At 68.0% G+C, this 19,127-nt stretch carries 17 protein-coding genes; 2 read left to right on the forward strand and 15 right to left on the reverse strand.

Annotated elements, in window-relative coordinates:
* Positions 1–8: 8 nt before the first annotated feature.
* The 11 genes from DDT93_RS19265 to DDT93_RS19315 all read right to left on the reverse strand — a co-directional run bounded on the left by DDT93_RS19265 (position 9) and on the right by DDT93_RS19315 (position 12,061).
* Positions 9–1,079, reverse strand: coding sequence for a glycosyltransferase (locus tag DDT93_RS19265; RefSeq protein ID WP_109467504.1), 1,071 nt, complete (start codon positions 1,077–1,079; stop codon positions 9–11).
* Positions 1,080–1,180: 101 nt separating this feature from the next.
* Positions 1,181–1,990, reverse strand: coding sequence for an enoyl-CoA hydratase/isomerase family protein (locus DDT93_RS19270; protein WP_109467505.1), 810 nt, complete (start codon positions 1,988–1,990; stop codon positions 1,181–1,183).
* Entirely contained in the window at positions 1,987–3,822 is a 1,836-nt protein-coding gene (locus DDT93_RS19275; protein ID WP_109467506.1) for an AMP-binding protein, read from the reverse strand. Before DDT93_RS19275 ends, DDT93_RS19270 begins: the two co-directional genes overlap by 4 nt.
* Before the next feature lies 1 nt (position 3,823).
* Positions 3,824–4,315 carry a MarR family winged helix-turn-helix transcriptional regulator gene (locus DDT93_RS19280; RefSeq protein WP_109467507.1) on the reverse strand — a complete coding sequence of 164 codons (492 nt, stop codon included), beginning with the start codon at positions 4,313–4,315 and terminating at the stop codon, positions 3,824–3,826.
* A 1-nt stretch (position 4,316) separates the two neighbouring features.
* Entirely contained in the window at positions 4,317–5,609 is a 1,293-nt protein-coding gene (locus DDT93_RS19285) for a TRAP transporter large permease (protein ID WP_109467508.1), read from the reverse strand.
* On the reverse strand, positions 5,606–6,154 hold the full coding sequence (locus DDT93_RS19290; RefSeq protein ID WP_109467509.1) for a TRAP transporter small permease: 549 nt from the start codon (positions 6,152–6,154) through the stop codon (positions 5,606–5,608). Before DDT93_RS19290 ends, DDT93_RS19285 begins: the two co-directional genes overlap by 4 nt.
* 60 nt (positions 6,155–6,214) lie before the next feature.
* On the reverse strand, positions 6,215–7,234 hold the full coding sequence (locus DDT93_RS19295) for a TRAP transporter substrate-binding protein (protein ID WP_109467510.1): 1,020 nt from the start codon (positions 7,232–7,234) through the stop codon (positions 6,215–6,217).
* A gap of 346 nt (positions 7,235–7,580) precedes the next feature.
* Complete coding sequence (locus tag DDT93_RS19300) at positions 7,581–9,557, reverse strand: TRAP transporter permease (protein ID WP_232825507.1); 1,977 nt, start codon at positions 9,555–9,557, stop codon at positions 7,581–7,583.
* 99 nt (positions 9,558–9,656) lie between these two features.
* Complete coding sequence (locus tag DDT93_RS19305) at positions 9,657–10,808, reverse strand: TAXI family TRAP transporter solute-binding subunit (RefSeq protein WP_109467511.1); 1,152 nt, start codon at positions 10,806–10,808, stop codon at positions 9,657–9,659.
* A gap of 147 nt (positions 10,809–10,955) precedes the next feature.
* A complete protein-coding gene (locus tag DDT93_RS19310; RefSeq protein WP_109467512.1) occupies positions 10,956–11,567 on the reverse strand; it encodes a ferric reductase-like transmembrane domain-containing protein in 612 nt (203 codons plus the stop codon).
* A 5-nt stretch (positions 11,568–11,572) separates the two neighbouring features.
* Positions 11,573–12,061 carry a peptidase associated/transthyretin-like domain-containing protein gene (locus tag DDT93_RS19315; RefSeq protein WP_109467513.1) on the reverse strand — a complete coding sequence of 163 codons (489 nt, stop codon included), beginning with the start codon at positions 12,059–12,061 and terminating at the stop codon, positions 11,573–11,575.
* A 362-nt stretch (positions 12,062–12,423) separates the two neighbouring features.
* Here DDT93_RS19315 and DDT93_RS19320 point away from each other — a divergent pair, with 362 nt between their 5' ends.
* Positions 12,424–14,232, forward strand: a complete 1,809-nt coding sequence (locus tag DDT93_RS19320; protein ID WP_198654910.1) for a hybrid sensor histidine kinase/response regulator — start codon at positions 12,424–12,426, stop codon at positions 14,230–14,232.
* A gap of 2 nt (positions 14,233–14,234) precedes the next feature.
* On the opposite strand, the gene DDT93_RS19325 is transcribed toward DDT93_RS19320, so the two are convergent.
* The 3 genes from DDT93_RS19325 to DDT93_RS19335 are packed head-to-tail and all read right to left on the reverse strand — an operon-like array spanning position 14,235 to position 17,412.
* Positions 14,235–15,005, reverse strand: coding sequence for an SDR family NAD(P)-dependent oxidoreductase (locus DDT93_RS19325; protein WP_109467515.1), 771 nt, complete (start codon positions 15,003–15,005; stop codon positions 14,235–14,237).
* Positions 15,002–16,231 (reverse strand): GDSL-type esterase/lipase family protein, encoded by a 1,230-nt coding sequence (locus DDT93_RS19330; protein ID WP_109467516.1) that lies wholly within the window; start codon positions 16,229–16,231, stop codon positions 15,002–15,004. The genes DDT93_RS19325 and DDT93_RS19330 overlap by 4 nt, the downstream gene beginning before the upstream one ends.
* Positions 16,228–17,412 (reverse strand): MFS transporter, encoded by a 1,185-nt coding sequence (locus tag DDT93_RS19335; RefSeq protein ID WP_109467517.1) that lies wholly within the window; start codon positions 17,410–17,412, stop codon positions 16,228–16,230. Before DDT93_RS19335 ends, DDT93_RS19330 begins: the two co-directional genes overlap by 4 nt.
* A 111-nt stretch (positions 17,413–17,523) precedes the next feature.
* On the opposite strand from DDT93_RS19335, the gene DDT93_RS19340 reads away from it, so the two are divergent.
* Complete coding sequence (locus DDT93_RS19340) at positions 17,524–18,363, forward strand: LysR family transcriptional regulator (protein WP_109467518.1); 840 nt, start codon at positions 17,524–17,526, stop codon at positions 18,361–18,363.
* 10 nt (positions 18,364–18,373) lie between these two features.
* Here the strand turns inward: DDT93_RS19340 and DDT93_RS19345 are convergent, their stop codons facing one another.
* Positions 18,374–19,036 carry a TetR/AcrR family transcriptional regulator gene (locus DDT93_RS19345; protein ID WP_198654911.1) on the reverse strand — a complete coding sequence of 221 codons (663 nt, stop codon included), beginning with the start codon at positions 19,034–19,036 and terminating at the stop codon, positions 18,374–18,376.
* Positions 19,037–19,127 lie beyond the last annotated feature (91 nt).

Raw genomic sequence — 19,127 nt, forward strand, 5'->3', positions numbered from 1 at the left:
CCGGCGCCTCAGCGCGCGAGCGCCAGATAGGCCGCGACGGCGTGCTCCGGCAGAAACTCGGGCCTCAGGGGGGCCGCAAAAGCCGCCGGGTCGCGGTCCATCGCCGCCATCGCCCTTGCCAGCGCGGGAACGTCCCCGACCGGCACGAGGTTCTGCGGCGGCAGGATCTCGCCCGGACCCGAGGGGCAGTCGGTGCTGATTACCGGCCGGTCCAGCGCCAGCGCTTCGAGGATCACCAGCCCCAGCCCCTCGTAGTCGGAGGACAGCACCATGCCCTTGGACTGCGCGATCACCGGGTAGGGATTGGCGTGGAACCCGGCAAAGATCACCCGGTCTTCCAGCCCCAGTTCGCGCACCTGCGCCTCGGCCTTCTCCTTCAGCGGCCCCGTTCCCAGCAGCACCAGCGGGGTTTCGATCCCGCTCTCCGCATAGGCGCGGATCAGGATGTCGTGCCGCTTGGCCTCCTTGAACTTGCCCACGTGCACGAGGTAGTCAGACATCCCCAGCCCCTCGCCCGCCGCCGAACGACGCACGAATTCCACGTCGACCGGGTTGTAGATGGTGGTGACCTCGGGATTGCCCGGGAACATCTGCTGGAAATCCCGCATCACGCCCGCGCTCACGCAGACGCAGGGCTTGCGCAGGTAGATCGCCTCCAGCACCTGCCGGTGACGTGCACCATTCGGCCCCTCCAGCCCGGCGCGGTGTTCCTGCGAGACGGTGTTGTGCACCATCAGGTGGACATTCGGCAGGCGGCTGCCAGCCAGCACCCGGTCCACCGGCAGGAGGTTCGACAGCACGAGGTCCGGCACGCCGACGTGCCTGAGAATGAAACGGTCCAGCAGACGGCCCACCGTCGCCGCGCGCCATTGGCGCGGCACCCAGCGCAGGCGCTCCATGGGAAAGATCAGCGGATCGAAGGGCCGGCCCGAGGCCAGTTCGATGACCTTCTTGAAACAGATGATCGTCGGCTGGTGTCCCGCGTCGATCAGCGCCTCGCTCAGCGTGATGACAAAGCGTTCGGCCCCGTTGCCCTTGAGGTCGGGGATCACCAGGACGATCTTCTTTCCCTCTGGCATTCTTCGCCTCCCTGCCCGACATGCGCGCACGCATGCCCCGGACCCCTATATCGCCCGTGGGTCGGGATGCAAATGGGGCGCCCCTCGGTTGAGGTCCCGGTTCAGGTCCCCGTATAGACCGGAGCCCGCCGTTCCATGAAGGCGCGCGGCCCCTCGCGTGCATCGTCCGAGGCCATGACGCGGTCCATGCTCTCGGTCTCGATGGCAAAACCTTCGCCCAGCGGCCGCCCCAGGGACTCGGCGGTCGCGCGCTTGATCTCGGCAATCGCCAGCGGGCCATTGGCCGCAATGCGCTCGGCCATCGCCATCGCCGCGGGCATGACCTCGTCCCCCGGCAGCACGCGGTTCAGCAGACCCAGCGCCAGAAGGCGCCCCGCCTCGACCTGATCGCCGGTCAGAAGCAGTTCCATCGCGACGGCATGCGGCAACTGACGCGGCAACCGCACCAGCGCCCCGGCAAAGGGGATCAGCGCATGACGCGCCTCGGGCAGGCCGAAACGGGCATGGTCCGCCGCGATGCGGATATCGGTCGCCAGCATCAGCTCGAACCCGCCCGCCAGACAGTGCCCGTTGATCGCGGCAATCACCGGCTTGGTGCCCTGCGCGCCCTTCAGGGTCGAACGGAACAGCACCTCGCGGTCCGCTGTCAACCGGTGGTCCCACTCGGTTTCCGGTGCCCGCGCGCCCGAGAGCAGCGGCAGTGTCAGCTCAAGGTCACCACCTGAGCAAAAGCTCCCGGTCCCGGCCCCGGTCAGGACCGCAACGCGCATCTCCGGGTCCGCCTCGAACCGGTCAAAGGCATCGGCAAGGCGGCACACCACCTCCGGGCTCATCGCGTTATGGCGCTCGGGTCGGTTCAGCGTGATCACCGCGACGGCGCCGCGGGTCTCGTAGGTCAGCGGCAGGCTCATGCCCGCTTCCCCGCGACGATGGTCAGCGTGATCGGCATGCCTGCGAGCGCTCCTTTCAGGTCTTCGAGTTTCTCCGGCGGCACGGTCACCCGGGTCTCCAGGCTCTCGGCCACGTCCACCGCGACGGCGCCCGCCTCGAGCCCGACAGCCTCGGCTGCGCCGTGGATCGCCCAACCGATGGCCTCGCGCCGCAGCGTGGGCTTGAAAATCTTGCCGACCGGCGTCAGCGGCAGCGTCTCGGCAATCCCGATCCGTTTCGGCAGGGCCACCGGGTCGTCGATCCGTCCCCGCAGGAACGCGACCAGCGCTGGCCCGTCCAGCACCGACCCGGCCCGCAGCGTGACAAAGGCCACCGGCAGTTCGCCCGCATAGGCGTCGGGCATCCCCACCGCGGCGGCATTCTCGACCTCGGGATGCGCCAGCAGCGCGTCCTCGATCATCTGCGGGTCGATATTGTGGGCCCCGCGAATGATGATGTCCTTCTTGCGCCCCGTGACGTAGAGCCGCCCCTCGGCGTCCAGCTTGCCGAGATCCCCGCTCACCAGCCAGCCGCCGGGCAGAAAGGTCCCGGCATTGCGCGACGGGTCGGAGTAGCCTGCCGAGACATTCGGCCCGCGCAGGGCGATGATCCCGGTCTCGCCCGTGGCAAGACCCTTGGCCGGATCGGCGTCGCCATCGGTCTCGCCTAGGATTGCCACCTCCGAGAAGGGCATCCGCAACCCGCAGGACAGCGCCGTGCGCGGCCCGTGCACCGGCTCGACCGCGATGGCCCCCGCGCATTCCGTCATCCCGAGGATGTTGCGCACGCCCTTGCCGGTCTTGCGCTCGGTCGCCTCCGCCAGTTCAGTCGGCAGGGGCGAACCGCCGGTCAGGAACCAGCGCAGCGACGAGATATCGGCGTCAACCGGCACCCCGTTCAGCCCCGCCAGCACGGTCGGCACCGCACCGATCACCGTGATCCGGTGCCGCTCGACCTGCTGCCAGATGGTTTTGACAAAGGCCACATTGCGCATCCCCAACCGCCCCGGGACCAGCAGCGTACCGCCCGCCGACAGGGTCGAGAGACCATAGACAAAGGCACCGGCGACGTGGAACAGCGGAAAGCCGTTGACCACCACGTCCTCGGGCGAAAGGTCGTGCATCAGCGCGCAGGACTGCCCGACATGCGCCTCGTTCAGACGCGAATGCTGTACCAGCTTGGGCGCGCCCGTAGTGCCGCCCGTATGGTAGTAGGCCGCCAGCGCATGGGCGTCGCCCTCGGGCACGATCTCTGCCCCCTCCATACGCGCCGCGATCATCGCCTCGAAGCTGCCGTCCGCCCCCGGGCTGTCGGCATCGGCGTCGCAGGACAGGATGGGCAGGCGCACGCCCGCCGCCCGCAACGCGGGCACCAGCCCGCTCCAATAGTCGATCTCGCCATTCACGCCGGTGATCACCACCGCCGCGGCCCCCGCCGCCTCCAGCAGCGCAGCGATGTGGTCGGGCTTAAGCATGGGGTTGACCGGGCAGGCATGCCCCGCCACCTGCGCTCCCCAGAGGGCAACCTGCGCCGACGGCGTATGCTGGGTCAGCAGGGCGACAGACCGCCCCGGCACCACGCCAAGTTCGCGGAACAGCCGGGCCGCCGCCATCACCTGCGCGGCCAGGTCCCCGTAAGTTACCAGCGTGTCACGCGCCGGGTCCGCCGCATCGTTCAGGTACCGGATCGCCACCCGTTCCGAGTGACGCGCGGCAGAGGTCCGCAGGATGTCCCAGGGCGACTTGAGCGGAAACACCGCGTCGAAACCCCGTGTCTCCAGCTGTTCCAGATCGGCGAGTCCGCCAAGGTTCATGTCATGCCCCCTCGTTCGAAACCGAAAGAAATCCCCGCAGGTTGGCGTCGATCCGGCCCAGATCGGCCAGCAGCCGCTGGATCTCGGCCGCCTCGAAGCCCTCGGTCACCATCGCCTCGTGCCGTTCCACCTCGGCGTCCAGCAGCGCCAGTTGCCGCTCCCCGAGGTCGGTCAGGTAGATCCGCCGCACCCGCCGGTCATGCCGGGTGGGGCGGCGCTCCAGCCAGCCCTCGTTCGACAGCGCCTCGATGATCGGCACCAGGCTCGACCGGTCGAGGTATATCGCCTCGGCCAGCCGCATCTGGTGGATGCCGGGATTGGCCTGGATCAGCTTCAGCATCCCGTAATAACGCGGCGCGGTGCCAAAGCCGCTCACCACCTTCTCGAAGCTCTTGTAGGCCGCGATCTGAAGCAGGCGCAGGCGATAGGATACGCTGCCCGTGAGGGCTGGCGGTTCCACCAGCTCCTCGAGGTCGCGCATCACGCCCGGCATGTCAGTGCATCCCCGACGGCAGGAACAGGACGATGGCCGGGAAGGCGATCAGCAGCAGCAGGCGCAGCACGTCGACCGCCACGAAGGGCATCACCCCGCGGAAGATGGCGGGCAGAGACACGCCCGGCGTGATCGAGTTGATCACGAAGACGTTCATCCCGACCGGCGGCGTGATAAGGCCCAGTTCCACAGTCATCACGATGATGACGCCGAACCAGATCGGGTCAAAGCCCAGCTCAGTGATCACCGGAAAGACGATCGGCACCATCAGGATGACCATCGCCATGGCGTCGAGGAAACAGCCCATGATCACGAACATCAGCAGGATCAGCAGCAGCGTGCCATAGCGCCCCGCCCCGAGGTCGATGAGGAACTGGGTCAGCTCCTGCGGGACCTGCGTGATGGCAAGGAAATAGCCGAACAGCGTCGCCCCGATCAGCACGACGTAGATCGCGACCGAGGTGCGCAGCGCCTCGACAAGGCTCTCCAGCAGGCGCGACAGGCTCAGCTGCCCCCGCACCATGCCGATGATCGCCGTCAGCAGCGCACCGGCGGCGGCGGCCTCGGTGGCCGTCACGACGCCAAAGTAGATCGACATGATCACGGCGATGAACAGCAGGCCCACGGCCCAGACCCCGCGCAGCGACCGGAAGGCTTCGACCAGGCTGAAGCGGTCACCGGCCGGCAGGCTGTCGCCGTACCACAGGCGCACGGTGGCCATGTACATCAGCACCGCAAGGATACCGGGCACGATGCCCGCGACGAACAGCAGGCCGATGTCCTGCTCGGTGATGAAGCCGTAGACCGCCAGCACGACCGAGGGCGGGATCAGGATCCCGAGGGTGCCGCCCGCGGCGATGATCCCGGTCGAGACCTCGTCGGAGTAGCCCGCCTTCTTCATCTCGGGATAGGCGATCTTGGTCATGGTGGCCGCGGTGGCGACCGAGCTGCCGCAGATCGCGGCGAAACCGGCGCAGGCCCCGACCGAGGCGAGGCCAAGCCCGCCCTTCAGCCCGCCGAGCCAGGCGCGCCCGGCGCGGAACAGCTCGGCCGACATGCCCGAGTTGGTCGCCAGCACGCCCATCAGGACGAAGAAGGGGATCAGGGTAAGGTTGAAATCGGTGATCGTGCTGATCGGCGATTGCGCCAGCAGGTTCAGCGCGGGGCCAGTGCCCACGACGGCGCCAAAACCAAAGATCCCGACCAGCCCCATCGCCACGCCGATCGGCACGCGCAGCAGCATGAGGGCAAACAGGGCGACAAAGCCCGCACCGGCGACGAATTCGTTGCTCATGACTTCTTGATGTCCTCCAGCAGGTGTTCGTCGATTCCGTCGTATTCGCCAAGGTCACGCCCCGAGCGTGCAATCAGCCAGAGCCGTACGATGGTGGTAAAGACGGCGGCCACGATCCCCAGCCAGATGCCAAGGAAGAAGGGCCAGTGCGCCAGCCGCAGCTCCATCGTGGCATCCCCGCCGCTCATCGCGGCCTGAACCCGTTCCCAGATCTTCCAGACCAGCAGCAGGGTAAAGCCCAGCAGCACCAGCCATGCGAAGAAGTTCACCGCGTTGCGGGCACCGCGCGGCAGCGCGTGCGCCAGCAGGTCCACCTTGATGTGGGTGCCGTGAAAGCCGAGGCTGGCCAGCCCCCATGCGATCGCGACGCCCAGCACAAGGCGCGAGACGTCGAAGGTGTCAGGCACCGGCGAGGCAAAGATGTACCGCCCGACCGCCGAGATGACGATCAGCACCGTGACGAGGCCCAGGACGATCCCGGCGATACGTTCGATGAAAAGGATGATACCGCTGAGCGAGCGGGAGTCGCGTTCGGGTCCGGACATGGCGTGTCCCTAATGGCAGGGACCGCGCCGGAGCCTCTGCCCCGGCGCGGCCGATAGGTGTCAGTAGCGGGCGTCGTTGGCTTCCAGCGACTTCACGTAGCCGTCGAGGATCGCGTCGGCGTCACCGCCCTTGGCGGTCACTGCGGCCTTCCACTCGTCGAGCAGCGGCTCGGCAGCGGTACGCCACGCGGCGACTTCGTCCTCGGTCGGAACGTTCAGCGTCTGCTCCGGGTCGGCGATCAGCTTGTCGCGGGCGGCCATGTCGTCATCGTACCAGCCCTGCGCCACTTTCGAGGACCATTCGGGCGAGCAGTGGTCGTCGATGACGGCCTTGTTCTCGTCCGACAGCTTTGCGTAGCTGTCCTTGTTCATGATCATGACCTGCGCCGACAGGTAGAACGGCATGTCGAGGTGCTCGGTCACTTCGTCGGTCAGCTTGAAGTCGTACATGGAGCCCCAGGGGAAGGTCACCGCCTCGGCAGTGCCGCGCGACAGCGCTTCGCGCACTTCCGGTGCGGGCACCTGAACCGGTCCGCCGCCCAGCAGGCTGACGAAACGCGCCATGGTGGCATGTGCCGGACGCACGTTCTTGCCCTTCAGCCCCTCGGGCGAGGTGATCTTGACCTTGGAGTGCAGCGTGCCCGGGGCGTGCGGGTGGATGAAGCAGACCTTGACGTCGCCCATCTCCTGCTCGGCGCCGTACTGCATGTACCACTCGTGGATCGCCTTGGCGCCCTTGACCGAGTCATCGGCCATGAACGGCACTTCGGTCAGCGCGTAGATCGGGAAGCGGCCGGCGGTATAGCCGGGGTTCACCCATGCCAGGTCGACGATGCCCTGCTTGGCCATGTCGTAGTGGTCAGGCGCCTTGCCCAGCTGCTGCGCCGGGAAAATCTGGATGGCGATGCGGCCGTCCGAAGCGGCCTCGATGTCCTTGGCCCAGGGCTCGATGCCCTTTGCAGCGGGGGCGATCCCGGCGGGGATCCAATGCGACAGGCGAAGCGTCACTTCCTGCGCCATCGCCATGGCCGGGACAGCAAGCAGGACGGTCGCGCCAAGCGCGATTTTCAATGATTTCATGATATCCTCCCAAACGAGCGCCCGATGAGTCTCCCGCGCCCATAATGATGGATATCAAACATTATTCCTTTTTCAAGGAGTTTCGTGTGCCCCGCCCGGCGGCTGCACTCGAGAGTGAGGAAAGATGTTCCGTCCGGGGTGGCCCGTGTCCTGGCCGCAGAGGGTCGGTCAACTAACCGAATCTCAGCCATCGGATACCGCCATGAACTGCATTCCCACTCCCGCCGCAACCCGTTCTCACCAAGTCCTCGAAACGACGAGGACGTGAAGCGCGCGCCCCACGTCCCCGGTTGAACTTCGATCTGCAAGTCGGCGCAGGCTTTGAACAAACCCGCGCCCGATGCCGTCAGGCAGCCCCGGCCTCCCGGCGCCCCGCCACGTAGGCCACGCCCAGCGGCAGGGCCGCGAGGGCCAGCCCGACCGCCGCCGTCTCGATGTAGTTCAGCCCGCCGAGATCACCCGAATGCGGCATGGCGAAGAACAGCCCGCCAAAGAACATCAGCACCCGCAGGCCAAGCCCCTTGAGACCCGTGGGCAGCGGGCCGACAAGGCTCACATAACCCTGCAGGGCCATGCTGATCAGTGCCACCCCGGTAAGGGCCGAGATCAGCGCAACCACCACCTCCCCCGCCGGGGCCTGCCCGATGAGGGCCGGGTTCAGCACGAAGAAGAAGGGCGCGATGTAGATGACCCCGCCCAGCCGCATCGCCTCGAAACCGGTCTTGATCGCGTTCTCGCCCGCCATGGTCGCGGCGGCGAACGCCCCCAGGGCCACCGGCGGCGTGATGAAGCTGACCATGCCCCAGTAGAGGATGAAGAGGTGCACCGCGAGCTGGTTCAGCCCGCCCTGTTCCAGCGCCGGCGCCAGCACCACGGCAAGGAAGATGTAGCAGGCCGTGACCGTCATCCCCATCCCGAAGATAAAGGCCGTCAGCGCCCCCATCAGCAGCAGGACAAAGGTGTTGTCCCCGGCAAGGAACACCAGCTCGTTCACCAGCGTCCCAGCCAGCCCGGTGGCCGAGAACGAACCGACGATCAGCCCGACGCCCAACAGGATGGCGACCAGTTCGGCCAGCCCCTGCCCCACGCCCACGATCATGTCGCCAAGCCGGCGCAGGGTCAGCCGGTGCGACGGCAGGATCTGGTTCACCACCAGCAGCAGCGCGGTGGCAACGAAAGGCGCGGAGGTCTCGCGCCGCAGCACCACCAGCATGAAGATCAGCACGGCGAAGACCCCGACGTAGAGCCAGCCGTCGCGGATGGTGGCCTTGAGGCTCGGCAGGTCGACCCGCGCCAGCCCCCTCAGCCCGCGCCGGGCCGAGTAGCTGTCGATCTGGGCGAAGAGGCCGAAGTAGAACAGCAGCGACGGGATCGCCGCCGCCAGCGCAATCTCGATATAGGGCCGCGACAGGAACGAAGCCATGACGAAGGCCGTGGCCCCCATGATCGGCGGCATCAGAACGCCCCCGGTCGACGCACAGGCCTCTGTCGCGGCCGCAGTGCGGGCCGAGAAGCCGGTGCGCTTCATCGCCGGGATAGAAACGGCGCCGGTGGTCAGCACGTTGGAGATCACCGAGCCCGACATCGAGCCCATGAAGCCCGAGGCAAAGATCGACACCTTTGCCGCGCCGCCGCGGTAGCCGCCCACCAGCGCAAGCGCGAGATCGTTGAAGAACTGCCCGCCGCCGGTACGTTGCAGCACCGCGCCGAACAGGATGAAGCCGATCACCACGCCCCCGAAGGCCTTCATCGGGATGCCAAAGGACGCCTCCGAGGAATAGACGTGATAGGCGATGGTATCGCTCAGGCTGCTCTGGAACCCCGAGAACGGGTCCGGCACGTGCGAGGCGAAAGTCGGGTAGAAGGCAAAGAGCGCGACGATCAGGAACAGCACCAGCCCCCCTGCCCGCCGCGTCGCCTCCAGCGTCAGCGCAAAGAACGCATAGGCAAAGTAGCGCGCCAGATCGGGGGCCGCGTATTCCCAGCCCTCTGACAGGTTCCGCTGTGCCGTGGCCACGAGGTAGCCCGTCACCACCAGCGCGGCCAGCGCCAGCACCCAGTCCAGCAGCGACGGCACGCCGTCCTTGGACCCGTTGATGCGGAAGGTCAGGAACGAGACCCCCAGGAACAGCCCGCCCAGCAGGGCCAGGTAGCGCCCGTCGATCAGCACAAGGCCACCGACCCGCAGATTGAACAGCTGGTGCACCACCAGCGCAAGACCGAATAGCGTGGCCGCGATGACGGCGATGCGCTGCGCCCCGCCGATTTGTTCGGTCACCGATGACCCGTCCGCCGCCGCGGCTTCGAACTGCTGCTGGCTCACTGCGCCACCTCCCCTGAATGGAATTATGATTGGTCCGGCCCAAGGCCGGACGGTCACGCGCCCCGCTCGGTCGCGGAGCGCGCTGCTACCCTGTCGGGCTTAGAAAACGACGCTGAATCCGCCGGCTTCCAGCGCGGCGCGGCGCTTGGACGACCAGGCTTCGTCCCAGTTCTCCGGGTTCTCGGCCTTCAGCTCGTCCCAGGCGGCCTTGAGGGCGGCCTGACGCGCGATCAGGTTGTCGTTGTGGGTCTGCGCTTCCTCGGACCAGATCCCGGCCTCTTTGAAGTAGCGGATGGCGCCCTCGTGGTAGGGCACGACCCAGGTCATGTCCTGCTTGTCCAGCGCCCAGCCGCCGATGCCCGGCGCCTTGCCGTTATAGGCTTCGAAGAGTTCGACCATCGCCTTGGTCATGTTGTAGGTCAGGTCGGTGTCGGTCGCATCCGTCGCCACCAGAACCGGATAGGCATAGCCCGCGCCCTGATAGCCATCGGTGCCGTCGATGGTGGCCCCCACCTTGGCCTTGTTCGGAACGAAGAAGGGCGCGATGCCCTGCATCCGCGCGAGGCCCTCGGCGTTGTCCGGATCGATCGGCGGCCAGAACAGGCCGCGCGGGCTCGACGCCGCCTCGTAGGCCATGCCCGAGTTGGTCGAGGCAAAGGCCGCGTCCACCTGGTTCTCGATCAGGCCCTTCCACGATGCGCCGAAGCCGCCGAATTCCACGCGCTCCACGTCGTCCCAGGTCAGACCGCCATAGGCGAGGTAGGCGGCGGTATTCACGTTCAGCGCCGGTGCGCCGACGATATAGGCCACGCGCTTGCCCTTCAGGTCCGAGAATTCCTTGATGTCGAGATCGCCCGCGACGCCGACCGCAAGGTTGATGGCCCCGCCGTTGTTGGCCAGCAGCACGCGGATCGGCTGGGGTCCCCAGTTCTCCGCGCCGAATTCAAAGGCGCCTTCCTGCGCCATGAAGCTGCCGCCGACGCCGGTGGCCGAGAACTGCACCTTGCCCTGCCGCAGCGGTTCCGTCCGCGACACGTCGTTCTTGCCGGGCAGCACGCGCAGGTTCACACCCACTGTGTCCTGCAGGGCCGCGCCGATGGCGACAGCCTGGTTATAGCCAGCCGAACCGGTATCGTAGGCGGTCCAGGACAGCTGTTTCGGCAGCTCCGCGGTGGTGCTCTGGGCCGCCACCGGTCCGGCAGCCAGCAGCGCAACTCCCGCGAGAATCGTCACGAATTCAGTTGGTTTCATTCTTTTTCCTCCCTGAATGCGACCGGGATCAAAGCTCCCCCTTCATCCCGTCGCACGTAATCTGCGAAACATTGTTTCGCAGACCGATCTTCTAGGGCACGGGGGCAAAGTCAAGGCGGAACCGGCCGCGGCGGGAACAAAGCCGCGTCATCGAACCGGCCTCCGCCGGGCACGAATCCGGACCAGCCCGGTGACCGCCAGCGTCGCCGCGACGACCATCAGGCACAGGATCGCCTTTGTCACAGGCTCCATCGTGCCCACGATCAGCACCGCGTGGATCACGCTCCCCACCACCACGACGATGGCAAGCCCCCGGTGAATGACATGCCACGCCCACACCTTGCGACGGATCAGCGCAAGGGCTGCGACAAGGAACAGGGCCCACATCGCCGTCACGCCCCAGACCGAAAAGGGAGTCGGCGAGGTGAAGAGCAGCACGTCGATCACGTCGGGCGGGCTGGTCACCCAGAGTGCCGCGACATGCAGGACGACCAGAGTGACGATGGAGCCCCCCACCCAGCGGTGCAGCCTGCGTCCGCGCCGCCCCTCCAGCCCCGGCAGGACACCCGCCGCCAGCAGCGGCTGGACCAGCAGCAGGCTCATCGCCACGACCCCGGCGAATCCGGCAAGGATGTAGATCGGACCGCGCCACGCCAGCAGCGGGCTCAGGGTTGCCGCCGCGACCGGCACCAGCATCGCCAGTGCCAGCACGGCCCAAGCCAGGCCCGCGCGAAACCGGCGCCCTTGGTTTGATGGCATTCGGTTCAGACCGGCTGGAGCACGAAATGCGCCTCCAGCGCCCTGTCGCCCGCGCTCGGCATGACGGGCCGCAGGAACACCGTCTCGAACTGGCCGCTGTCATAGGCCAGATGGCCGTGAGGCTGACCGAAGGCCGGCACGATCTGCGGCATCTCCAGCCGGAACGCCCCATTGGCATCGGTCAGCGTCGCACCGTGGCTGCGCGCATCGCGCTCGCTGCCCTCGGTCGTATGCGCCCAGATCTGGATGCGCTGGCCGGGCAGCGGCGCCCCGTCGCCCGCGCGGCGCACGGTCCCGGACATCCAGAAGCCGCCGCCGCCGATCCGCTCGACCACCGGCGCGCCCGGACGATAATTGTTGGCCCCGCCCCGCATCGACGGCGTCGGCGCCAAACCCTTGGCACGGGCCGGCACCCGCAACCCGGAGGCGGCGGTGACGACAAGCCCGCCAGCAGCGGCGAGGAGCGATCTGCGATTGATCAGAACCATGGTCATGCGGTTCCCTTGGCTGAAGGACGGCCGGGGGCGTCTCTGCCCCGTCAACTCGCCCCGATCCTATCGCGAATGTACTTAGCTCCAAAGGCTGCAAAGCGGGCGCACGGGTAAAACCGGTCCACAATCGCGTGAGCGCCGCGCCCGTTCCATCCACGCCGAAAGGGCGCAATGCGGCAGCAATCGGGCCCCAATCGGACCGTTCGGACCCGATAAATCCCCGAAGATTCCCCATTTTCTTTGCAGAACTCTTACCTCCGCCCGCTAACGATACTCTCGGCAAAGCTCCCCAGAGAGGGATCAGCCCAATGGACACTTCAAGAGCAGTGTCCCTTCGCACAACAGCAGAGGGGGCCGAACAAGGCATGACGACACAGACGGACCGCCCCGATTTCAACCCCGGGGACGCGCTTCGGGCGATGGAGCGACACCAGCCGATTCTCTGGCTCGACCTGACGGGTCAGGTGCGAACAACAACGCCGGGGTTCAGCGCTCTCTGGGGCAAGGACGCGATCTTCGAGGTCAGCGGCCCTGCCCCCTGGGCGCAGTTGGCCGGGGGCGAGCCGCAGAACCGGCAGGGCGTGCTGTGCACCCCTGATGGCCGCCGTCACGCCGCCCTGGGCCAGTACCTCCCGATCCGCGACGCGGACCAGCGCGTCACCGGGATCGCCCTAACCGTCACGCCGCGCGCCCCCGCCGCACGCCCGGGCGAATTCGCCGCCATGATCGACCTCGCGCCCGCCGCGATGGCCCTGCTCGATGGCGACTTCCGTCTGGTTCACTGCAATGGGGCGCTGGCCAAGCTGCTGGGCCGGGACCGGGCCGAACTGATGGGGCGCGCGCTCGAGGACCTCGTGGCCGAGGGAGAGCCCGAACTGCCCCCGGCAGACTGTGCCCGCCTGCAACAGCGCAGCATCTCACTGCTCCAGATCGAACGCCGCCTGCGGCGCGGCCCCGGGGAAACCCGCAACACCTGGGCGCAGATCCACCTCTCGCATGTCGAGACCGGCGGGGCAGAGGATCAGGCCCGCTTCGTTGCCCAGTTTCAGGACGTGAGCGAACAGCGCGAGGTCCAGCACATCAAGTCGAACTTCGTCGCCACCGTCAGCCACGAATTGCGCACGCCCCTGACCTCGATCAAGGGCGCGCTCGGCATGATCGGCGGCACCATGGCCGATGCCGACCCGTCGCGGACCGAGCGTCTGCTGTCCATCGCGGTCAAGAACTGCGACCGCCTGACCCTGCTGGTGAACGACATCCTCGACATGGAGAAGATCTCCTCCGGCCAGTCGCGCTTTCACCTCGCCGAGGCCCCGATCTGGACCCTGCTGGAACAGGCCGAAGTCACCAACCAGCCGTTCGGCCGAGAGCACGGGGTGACCTTTGCCCTGTCCGAAGCCCCGCGCGAGGCATGGGTGCGGGTCGATGTGGAACGCTTCCAGCAGGTTATGTCCAACCTGATGTCGAACGCGGCCAAGTTCTCGCCCGATGGCAGCACCGTGATGCTCAGCTGCGGTGTCTCCGAGGGGCACGTGACGATTTCGGTCACCGACTGCGGCCCCGGCATCGCCCCTGAGTTCCGCGAGAAAATCTTCATGCCTTTCTCGCAGGCCGACGATTCCTCGACCCGCGCCAAGGGCGGCACCGGCCTCGGCCTGAACATCACCCGCCAGATCGTCGAACGCATGGGCGGCGAGATCGGCTTCGAGAACCACAACGCAGGCGGTTGCACCTTCTGGGTACGCCTGCCCGAGATCGCCCCGACGACAAGGGCCGAGCGCGAGATCGAGCGCATCGGCGACGGAACCCGCCGCCCGATGGTGCTGCACGTCGAGCATGACCGCGACTTTGCCGAGGTGCTGCGCATGGCCTTCGACCGCCGCGCGGTCGTCACCCACGCGGTCACGATGGCCGATGCCGCGTGGTACGCGCGGCAGAACCCCTTCGACCTCGTCCTGATCGACTGGGACGGGATCCAGACCGGGGGCACCAACCTGCTGAACGTGATCGAAGCGATGCAGCCCGGCGTGCCGATCTACGGCCTCAGCACCCGCGACGCCGCCGTCGACCCCCGGGTGCGACGCAACCTGATCAAGAGCCGCGTGCGGCTGGAACAGATGGTGGACGCCTTTGCCGCCCGGCCGAACGCGGACCATGCGGTCCGCGTGGCCTAGGGTTACAGCGTCTCGACAACACCCCCGTCGACGCGCAGGCTCGCGCCCGTGGTGGCCGAGGCCAGAGGCGAGCAGGCATAGAGGATCATGCTCGCCACCTCTTCCACGGTCGCCGCGCGCTGGATGATCGAACTCGGGCGATGCGTCATCACGAAATCGGCGGCCACCTTCTCGACCGGCGCGCCGCTGCGCGCCACCTCCTCGGCCAACATATCCCGCAGCCCGTCGCTCAGCGTCGGCCCCGGCAGCACCGAGTTCACGGTCACGCCCGTCCCGGCAAGGCGCTTGGCCAGCCCGCGCGCCAGCGCCACGTCGGCCGTCTTGCTGACGCCGTAGTGGATCATGTCGGCGGGAATGTTGAACGCCGATTCCGAGCCCAGCATGACGATCCGGCCCCAGCCCCGCTCGACCATGCCCGGCGCCAGCGCCCGGCTCAGGCGCACCGCGCTCATCACGTTGACCTGCCAGTGCCGGTCCCACGCCTCGTCCGGCGTATCGAAGAAGTCCGACGGCACGAAAATGCCCGCGTTGTTGACCAGGATATCCACCTGCCCCGCCGCCGCGGCCAGCTCGGCGCACCCCTCTGCCGTGCCCACATCGGCACTTATGCCCCGCGCGCCCAGTGTCTGCTCCAGCGCGCGCAGCTGCTCCGGGTCCCGGCCATGCAGGATAACCTCCGCGCCCGCTTCACGCAAGGCCTCTGCGGCGGCAAGCCCGATGCCCTTGGTCGAGCCGGTGATCAGGGCGGTCTTGTTGGAAAGGTCGAGGTTCATCGGAAGTCTCCCAGCAGGATGGTAAGGGGAATGGCGTCGGCCATGGCCGCATTGCCCGCGGCCCCGGGGTGCAGCCGGTCGCCGCTGTCGTTGATTTCGGCCAGTCGGCTGTCGTCGGTCGGATCCCTGAGCACGGCGTCGAAGTCGACCAGCGCATCAGGGATATCTGTGGCGCGCAGCCAGTCATTCAACTCCCGGCGCAGGCGGTCCTTGGCCGGCGACCAATAGCTCGCCTCCAGCGGCGTTCCCGGCAGCGCACCGCGAAACGGCGGCACGGTGCCCAGCACCAGCCGCATCCCCCGCGCATGGACCTGCGCCGCCACCTGTTGCAGCCCCGCCGTCATCCGGCCGAGCGTCATCGGCGCCTCCTCCGGAGCAAAGGGCGTGCCGGGCCAGGCAATGTCGTTGGTGCCGATCAGCAGCACCAGCGTCGTCGCGCCCGGCACCGCCAGCAGGTCGCGGTCAAGCCGGGCCAGCACGCTCCGCCCCATCCCGTCGCTCAGCAGGCGCCCGCCGGAGATCCCCGCGTTGATCACCGAAACCCCCTCGGGCGCAAGCCGCCGCGACAGGTAGTCGGGCCAGCGCGCCGCCCCGTCCATCGGCGCCCCGTTGCCATCGGTGATCGAGTCGCCCATCGCGACCACCACCGCGCGTGGTTGGTGGTCGGTGAGCACCCCGCTCAGGGTCAGCCGCGCGGGCATCTCCGACAGTACCTCAGGCATCTCCGTGTCCGCGCCGATGACATAGCTCGTCTCCCGCGCGTCCCAGTGGAAGTCCTCCGACTCGGCCTCCGCGCCGAACCTCAGCGTTGCGGCGATCCGGTCACCGGCCGCCGCCGAAAACGCCACCGGGTCCGACACCGCCTCGGCCCCCGCCGCAATGGTGACCCCGTCCTGCCCGCCAAAGCTGACCCTTGCCGACGGTCCCGTCGCCGCGCCGCCAAGGCTGGGGGCGACCGAGGCCGCCTCCACCCTGAGTGCCCGCGTGCCGTGGAGGTTCGACAGAACGAGGCGCAGACGGTCGGCGGAGTAGCCCAGCGTCAGCGGCTGCCGGATGGTCGCGCCCGCGATCCGCTCCGGCAGGCCGGTCGCGAACAGGCTGGTATCCGTCCAGACCGCCTGCGGCGCGGCCATCCAGGCCTGTGCCCATTGCTCCGCCGCAGTGGGCTGGGCCAGCAGCGAGAGCGCCACGCCCATCGCCGCCGCCGGTTTCACGAGAGAGGTCATTTCATGTCCTTCCGATTGGTCAGGGCGATGGCGAGCGCGGCCAGCGGCGGCAGCGCGGCAAAGGGCATCAGGGCGGCAAAGCCATAACCCGACTGCAGCACCAGCCCCCCAAGCCATGCCCCGATGGCATTGCCGAGGTTGAAGGCCGAGATGTTCAAGGTCGCGCCCAGCGCCGCCCCGGTCGCCGGGGCCTGCCGCATCATGAAGGTCTGCAGCGGCGCCACCGAGGCAAAGGCCAGCGCCCCGAAGACCAGCATCAGCGGCGCGGCCAGCAACGGAACCGGCAGACCGACACGCAGCAGCAGCATCCCGGCGGCCAGCGCGACGAGCACCCCGATGACCGAGGCGCCGAGGTTGCGGTCCGCCAGCCGCCCACCTGCAAAGTTGCCGATCACGAGGCCCAGCCCGAAGAGCAGCAGCAGCGGCGAGACCTGCGCCTCGGCGATGCCCGCGACCTCGGTCAGAACCGGCGCGATGAAGGTAAAGACCATGAACACGCCCGCATAGCCGAGAACGGTCATCGCAAGCGCGCGCAGCGGGCCGGGCCGCGCGAACCCGGCCAGATCGCGCCAAGTCATCGGCGCCCCCGGCTCGGTGCGCGGCAGCAGCGCGGCAATGGCCAGCGCCGCCACGATGCCGATGCCGGACACCACCCAGAAGGTCGCGCGCCAGCCGAATTCCTGCCCCAGCCAGGTGCCAAAGGGCAGCCCCAGCACGGTGGCGAGCGTCAGCCCGCTGAACAGAAGCGCAATGGCCGACGCCTTGCGATGCGGCGGAACCAGCGACTGCGCCACGACCGAGCCGGTGCCGAAGAAGGTCCCGTGGGCAAAGCCGGTCAGCACCCGCGCCGCCAGCAGCAGGCCATAGCTGGGCGAGACGGCGCAGAGCAGATTGCCGACGGTAAAGATCACCATCAGCAAAAGCAGCAGGTTGCGATGCGGCAGCCGAGCCGTGGCAAGAGTCAGCAGCGGGCCGCCCACGGTCACGCCCAGCGCGTAGCCGCTGATCAGCAGCCCCGCATGGGGCAGCGAGACCGAGACGTCGGCCGCCACCTGGGGCAGCAGCCCCATGATCACGAACTCGGTCAGGCCGATGCCGAAGGCGCCGATCCCCAGCGCGATCAGGGGCCATGTGGCAGAGGAAGACCCGGCTTGGTCCCGGGTCGGCGAATAGGATGTCATGTCTGTGGCTCCGGTAGTGTCGGAACCGGAAAATGGCGCAGGGCCACTTGTGAATAAACCTATCGAAAGGTAACAACATTAAGGAACTCACTTCATGAATTGAGATCCCGGATGCGCGACACCAACCGCCTCGCCGACTTGGAATGCTTCCTCGCCGTGGTAGAGGAAGGCAGCTTTTCCGGCGCCGCCGCGCGCCGCCGCATGAGCCCCTCGGCCGTCTCCAAGATGATGGCCCGGCTCGAGGCACGGCTGAACGCCACCCTGATCCGGCGCACCACCCGCCGCCTGCAGATCACCGACGAGGGCCAGCGCTTTGCCGAAGCCGCCCGCCGGGTGCTGGCGCAGCTCGATCAGGCCGAACGCGAGGCAGGCTGCGGTCTGGTCGCGGGCACCGTGCGCCTCGCCACCAGTTCGGCCTATGCCAACCACATCCTCGCGCCGATCCTGCCCGACCTGCTGGCGCAGCACCCGGACCTGGACCTCGAACTGCTGATCGGCGACGGGGTAACGGACCTCTCCGGCCAGCCCGTTGACCTTGCGGTGCGGGCCGGGCCCCTGCCCGATTCAAGCCTGCGCGCCCGTTCGCTCGGTCGGTCGGAGCTGATCGAGGTGCGCGCCCCCGGAGCGCCCGAGCAGAGGTTGGGCTTTGCCTATGCCCGGCGCGACCCGATCTGGAACCACGACACGCCGCGCATCCGCGCAAGCGACGGCAACACCATCGCGATCCTCGCCGCACACGGCTGCGGTATCTCGCGCAGCGGGCGCTTCGTGGTGGCAGAGGCCCTGCGAGACGGGCGGCTTGTCGAGGTGCCCGGCAGCAAGCCCGCATGGGAAGAATTCCACGTCATCTACCTCGGCACCGCACGGACCCTGCCCGCCCGCATTGCCGCGGTCATCGACCATCTCGTCCTGCACGGCCGGGTCGACCGCACGGCCAAGGCTCCCGCCTGACAGCCTGCGTTCAACGCTCCCGGTGCCACCGCCCCACGGCTTCAAGCCCGCCGACCGCATAGGCGAGCATCTGGTCGACGATCTCTTCCGTCGGCGCATGGCCCAGCCGCTCGGCCATCGGCGTTTCCCCCCGCCCGACCAGCGCAACAAAGGCGCAGGGTGCCGCGATGGAGGGCAGACACCGGAACAGGGCCGGATCATCGGCGGGAAGGCCGCTGATTTCGCCCAGCAGCGGCAGCACGATCTGAAGCTTCGGCAGGATCTCCTCTTCCTGCAGCGTCGCGAAATGTGAGGTCGGGGCCAGCACCTCGCGGCCCAGCAGGATGATCGGCCAGTCGAGCTTGCGCGCCGCACCGCCAATCAGGAAACCCAGCAGGTCCCGTAGTCTCTCGCGGGCTGAACGGTCGCTGCCGACGATCCGCTCCAGATCGGTCCGGTCGGCGATGCGCCGATGCGCCTCCGCCAGCACGGCCTGGTAGAGACCGGCCCGGTTCACGAAATGGAAGTTGAGGGTGGCCGGGTTCACCCCTGCCCGCGCCGCGATGTCCTTGTTACTGGTGTCCGCAAGGCCCGCCGCCGCGAACATCTCGCCCGAAACCTGCAGGATGCGCGCCCGCGTCGCCGCGCCGTCGGACCGTGGCGCGCGCTTGTCCGGTGATCTGCTCTCGCTCATGCGACGTCTACCTCCGCCCCTCGGGTCATCGAAGCGCCCGAACAGACGGCCAGCCAGCGGCCCGGGCAGCGCAAGACCCTCTGCGCACGTC

The sequence above is a fragment of the Albibacillus kandeliae genome (assembly GCF_003116585.1).
GTDB lineage: Bacteria > Pseudomonadota > Alphaproteobacteria > Rhodobacterales > Rhodobacteraceae > Albibacillus > Albibacillus kandeliae.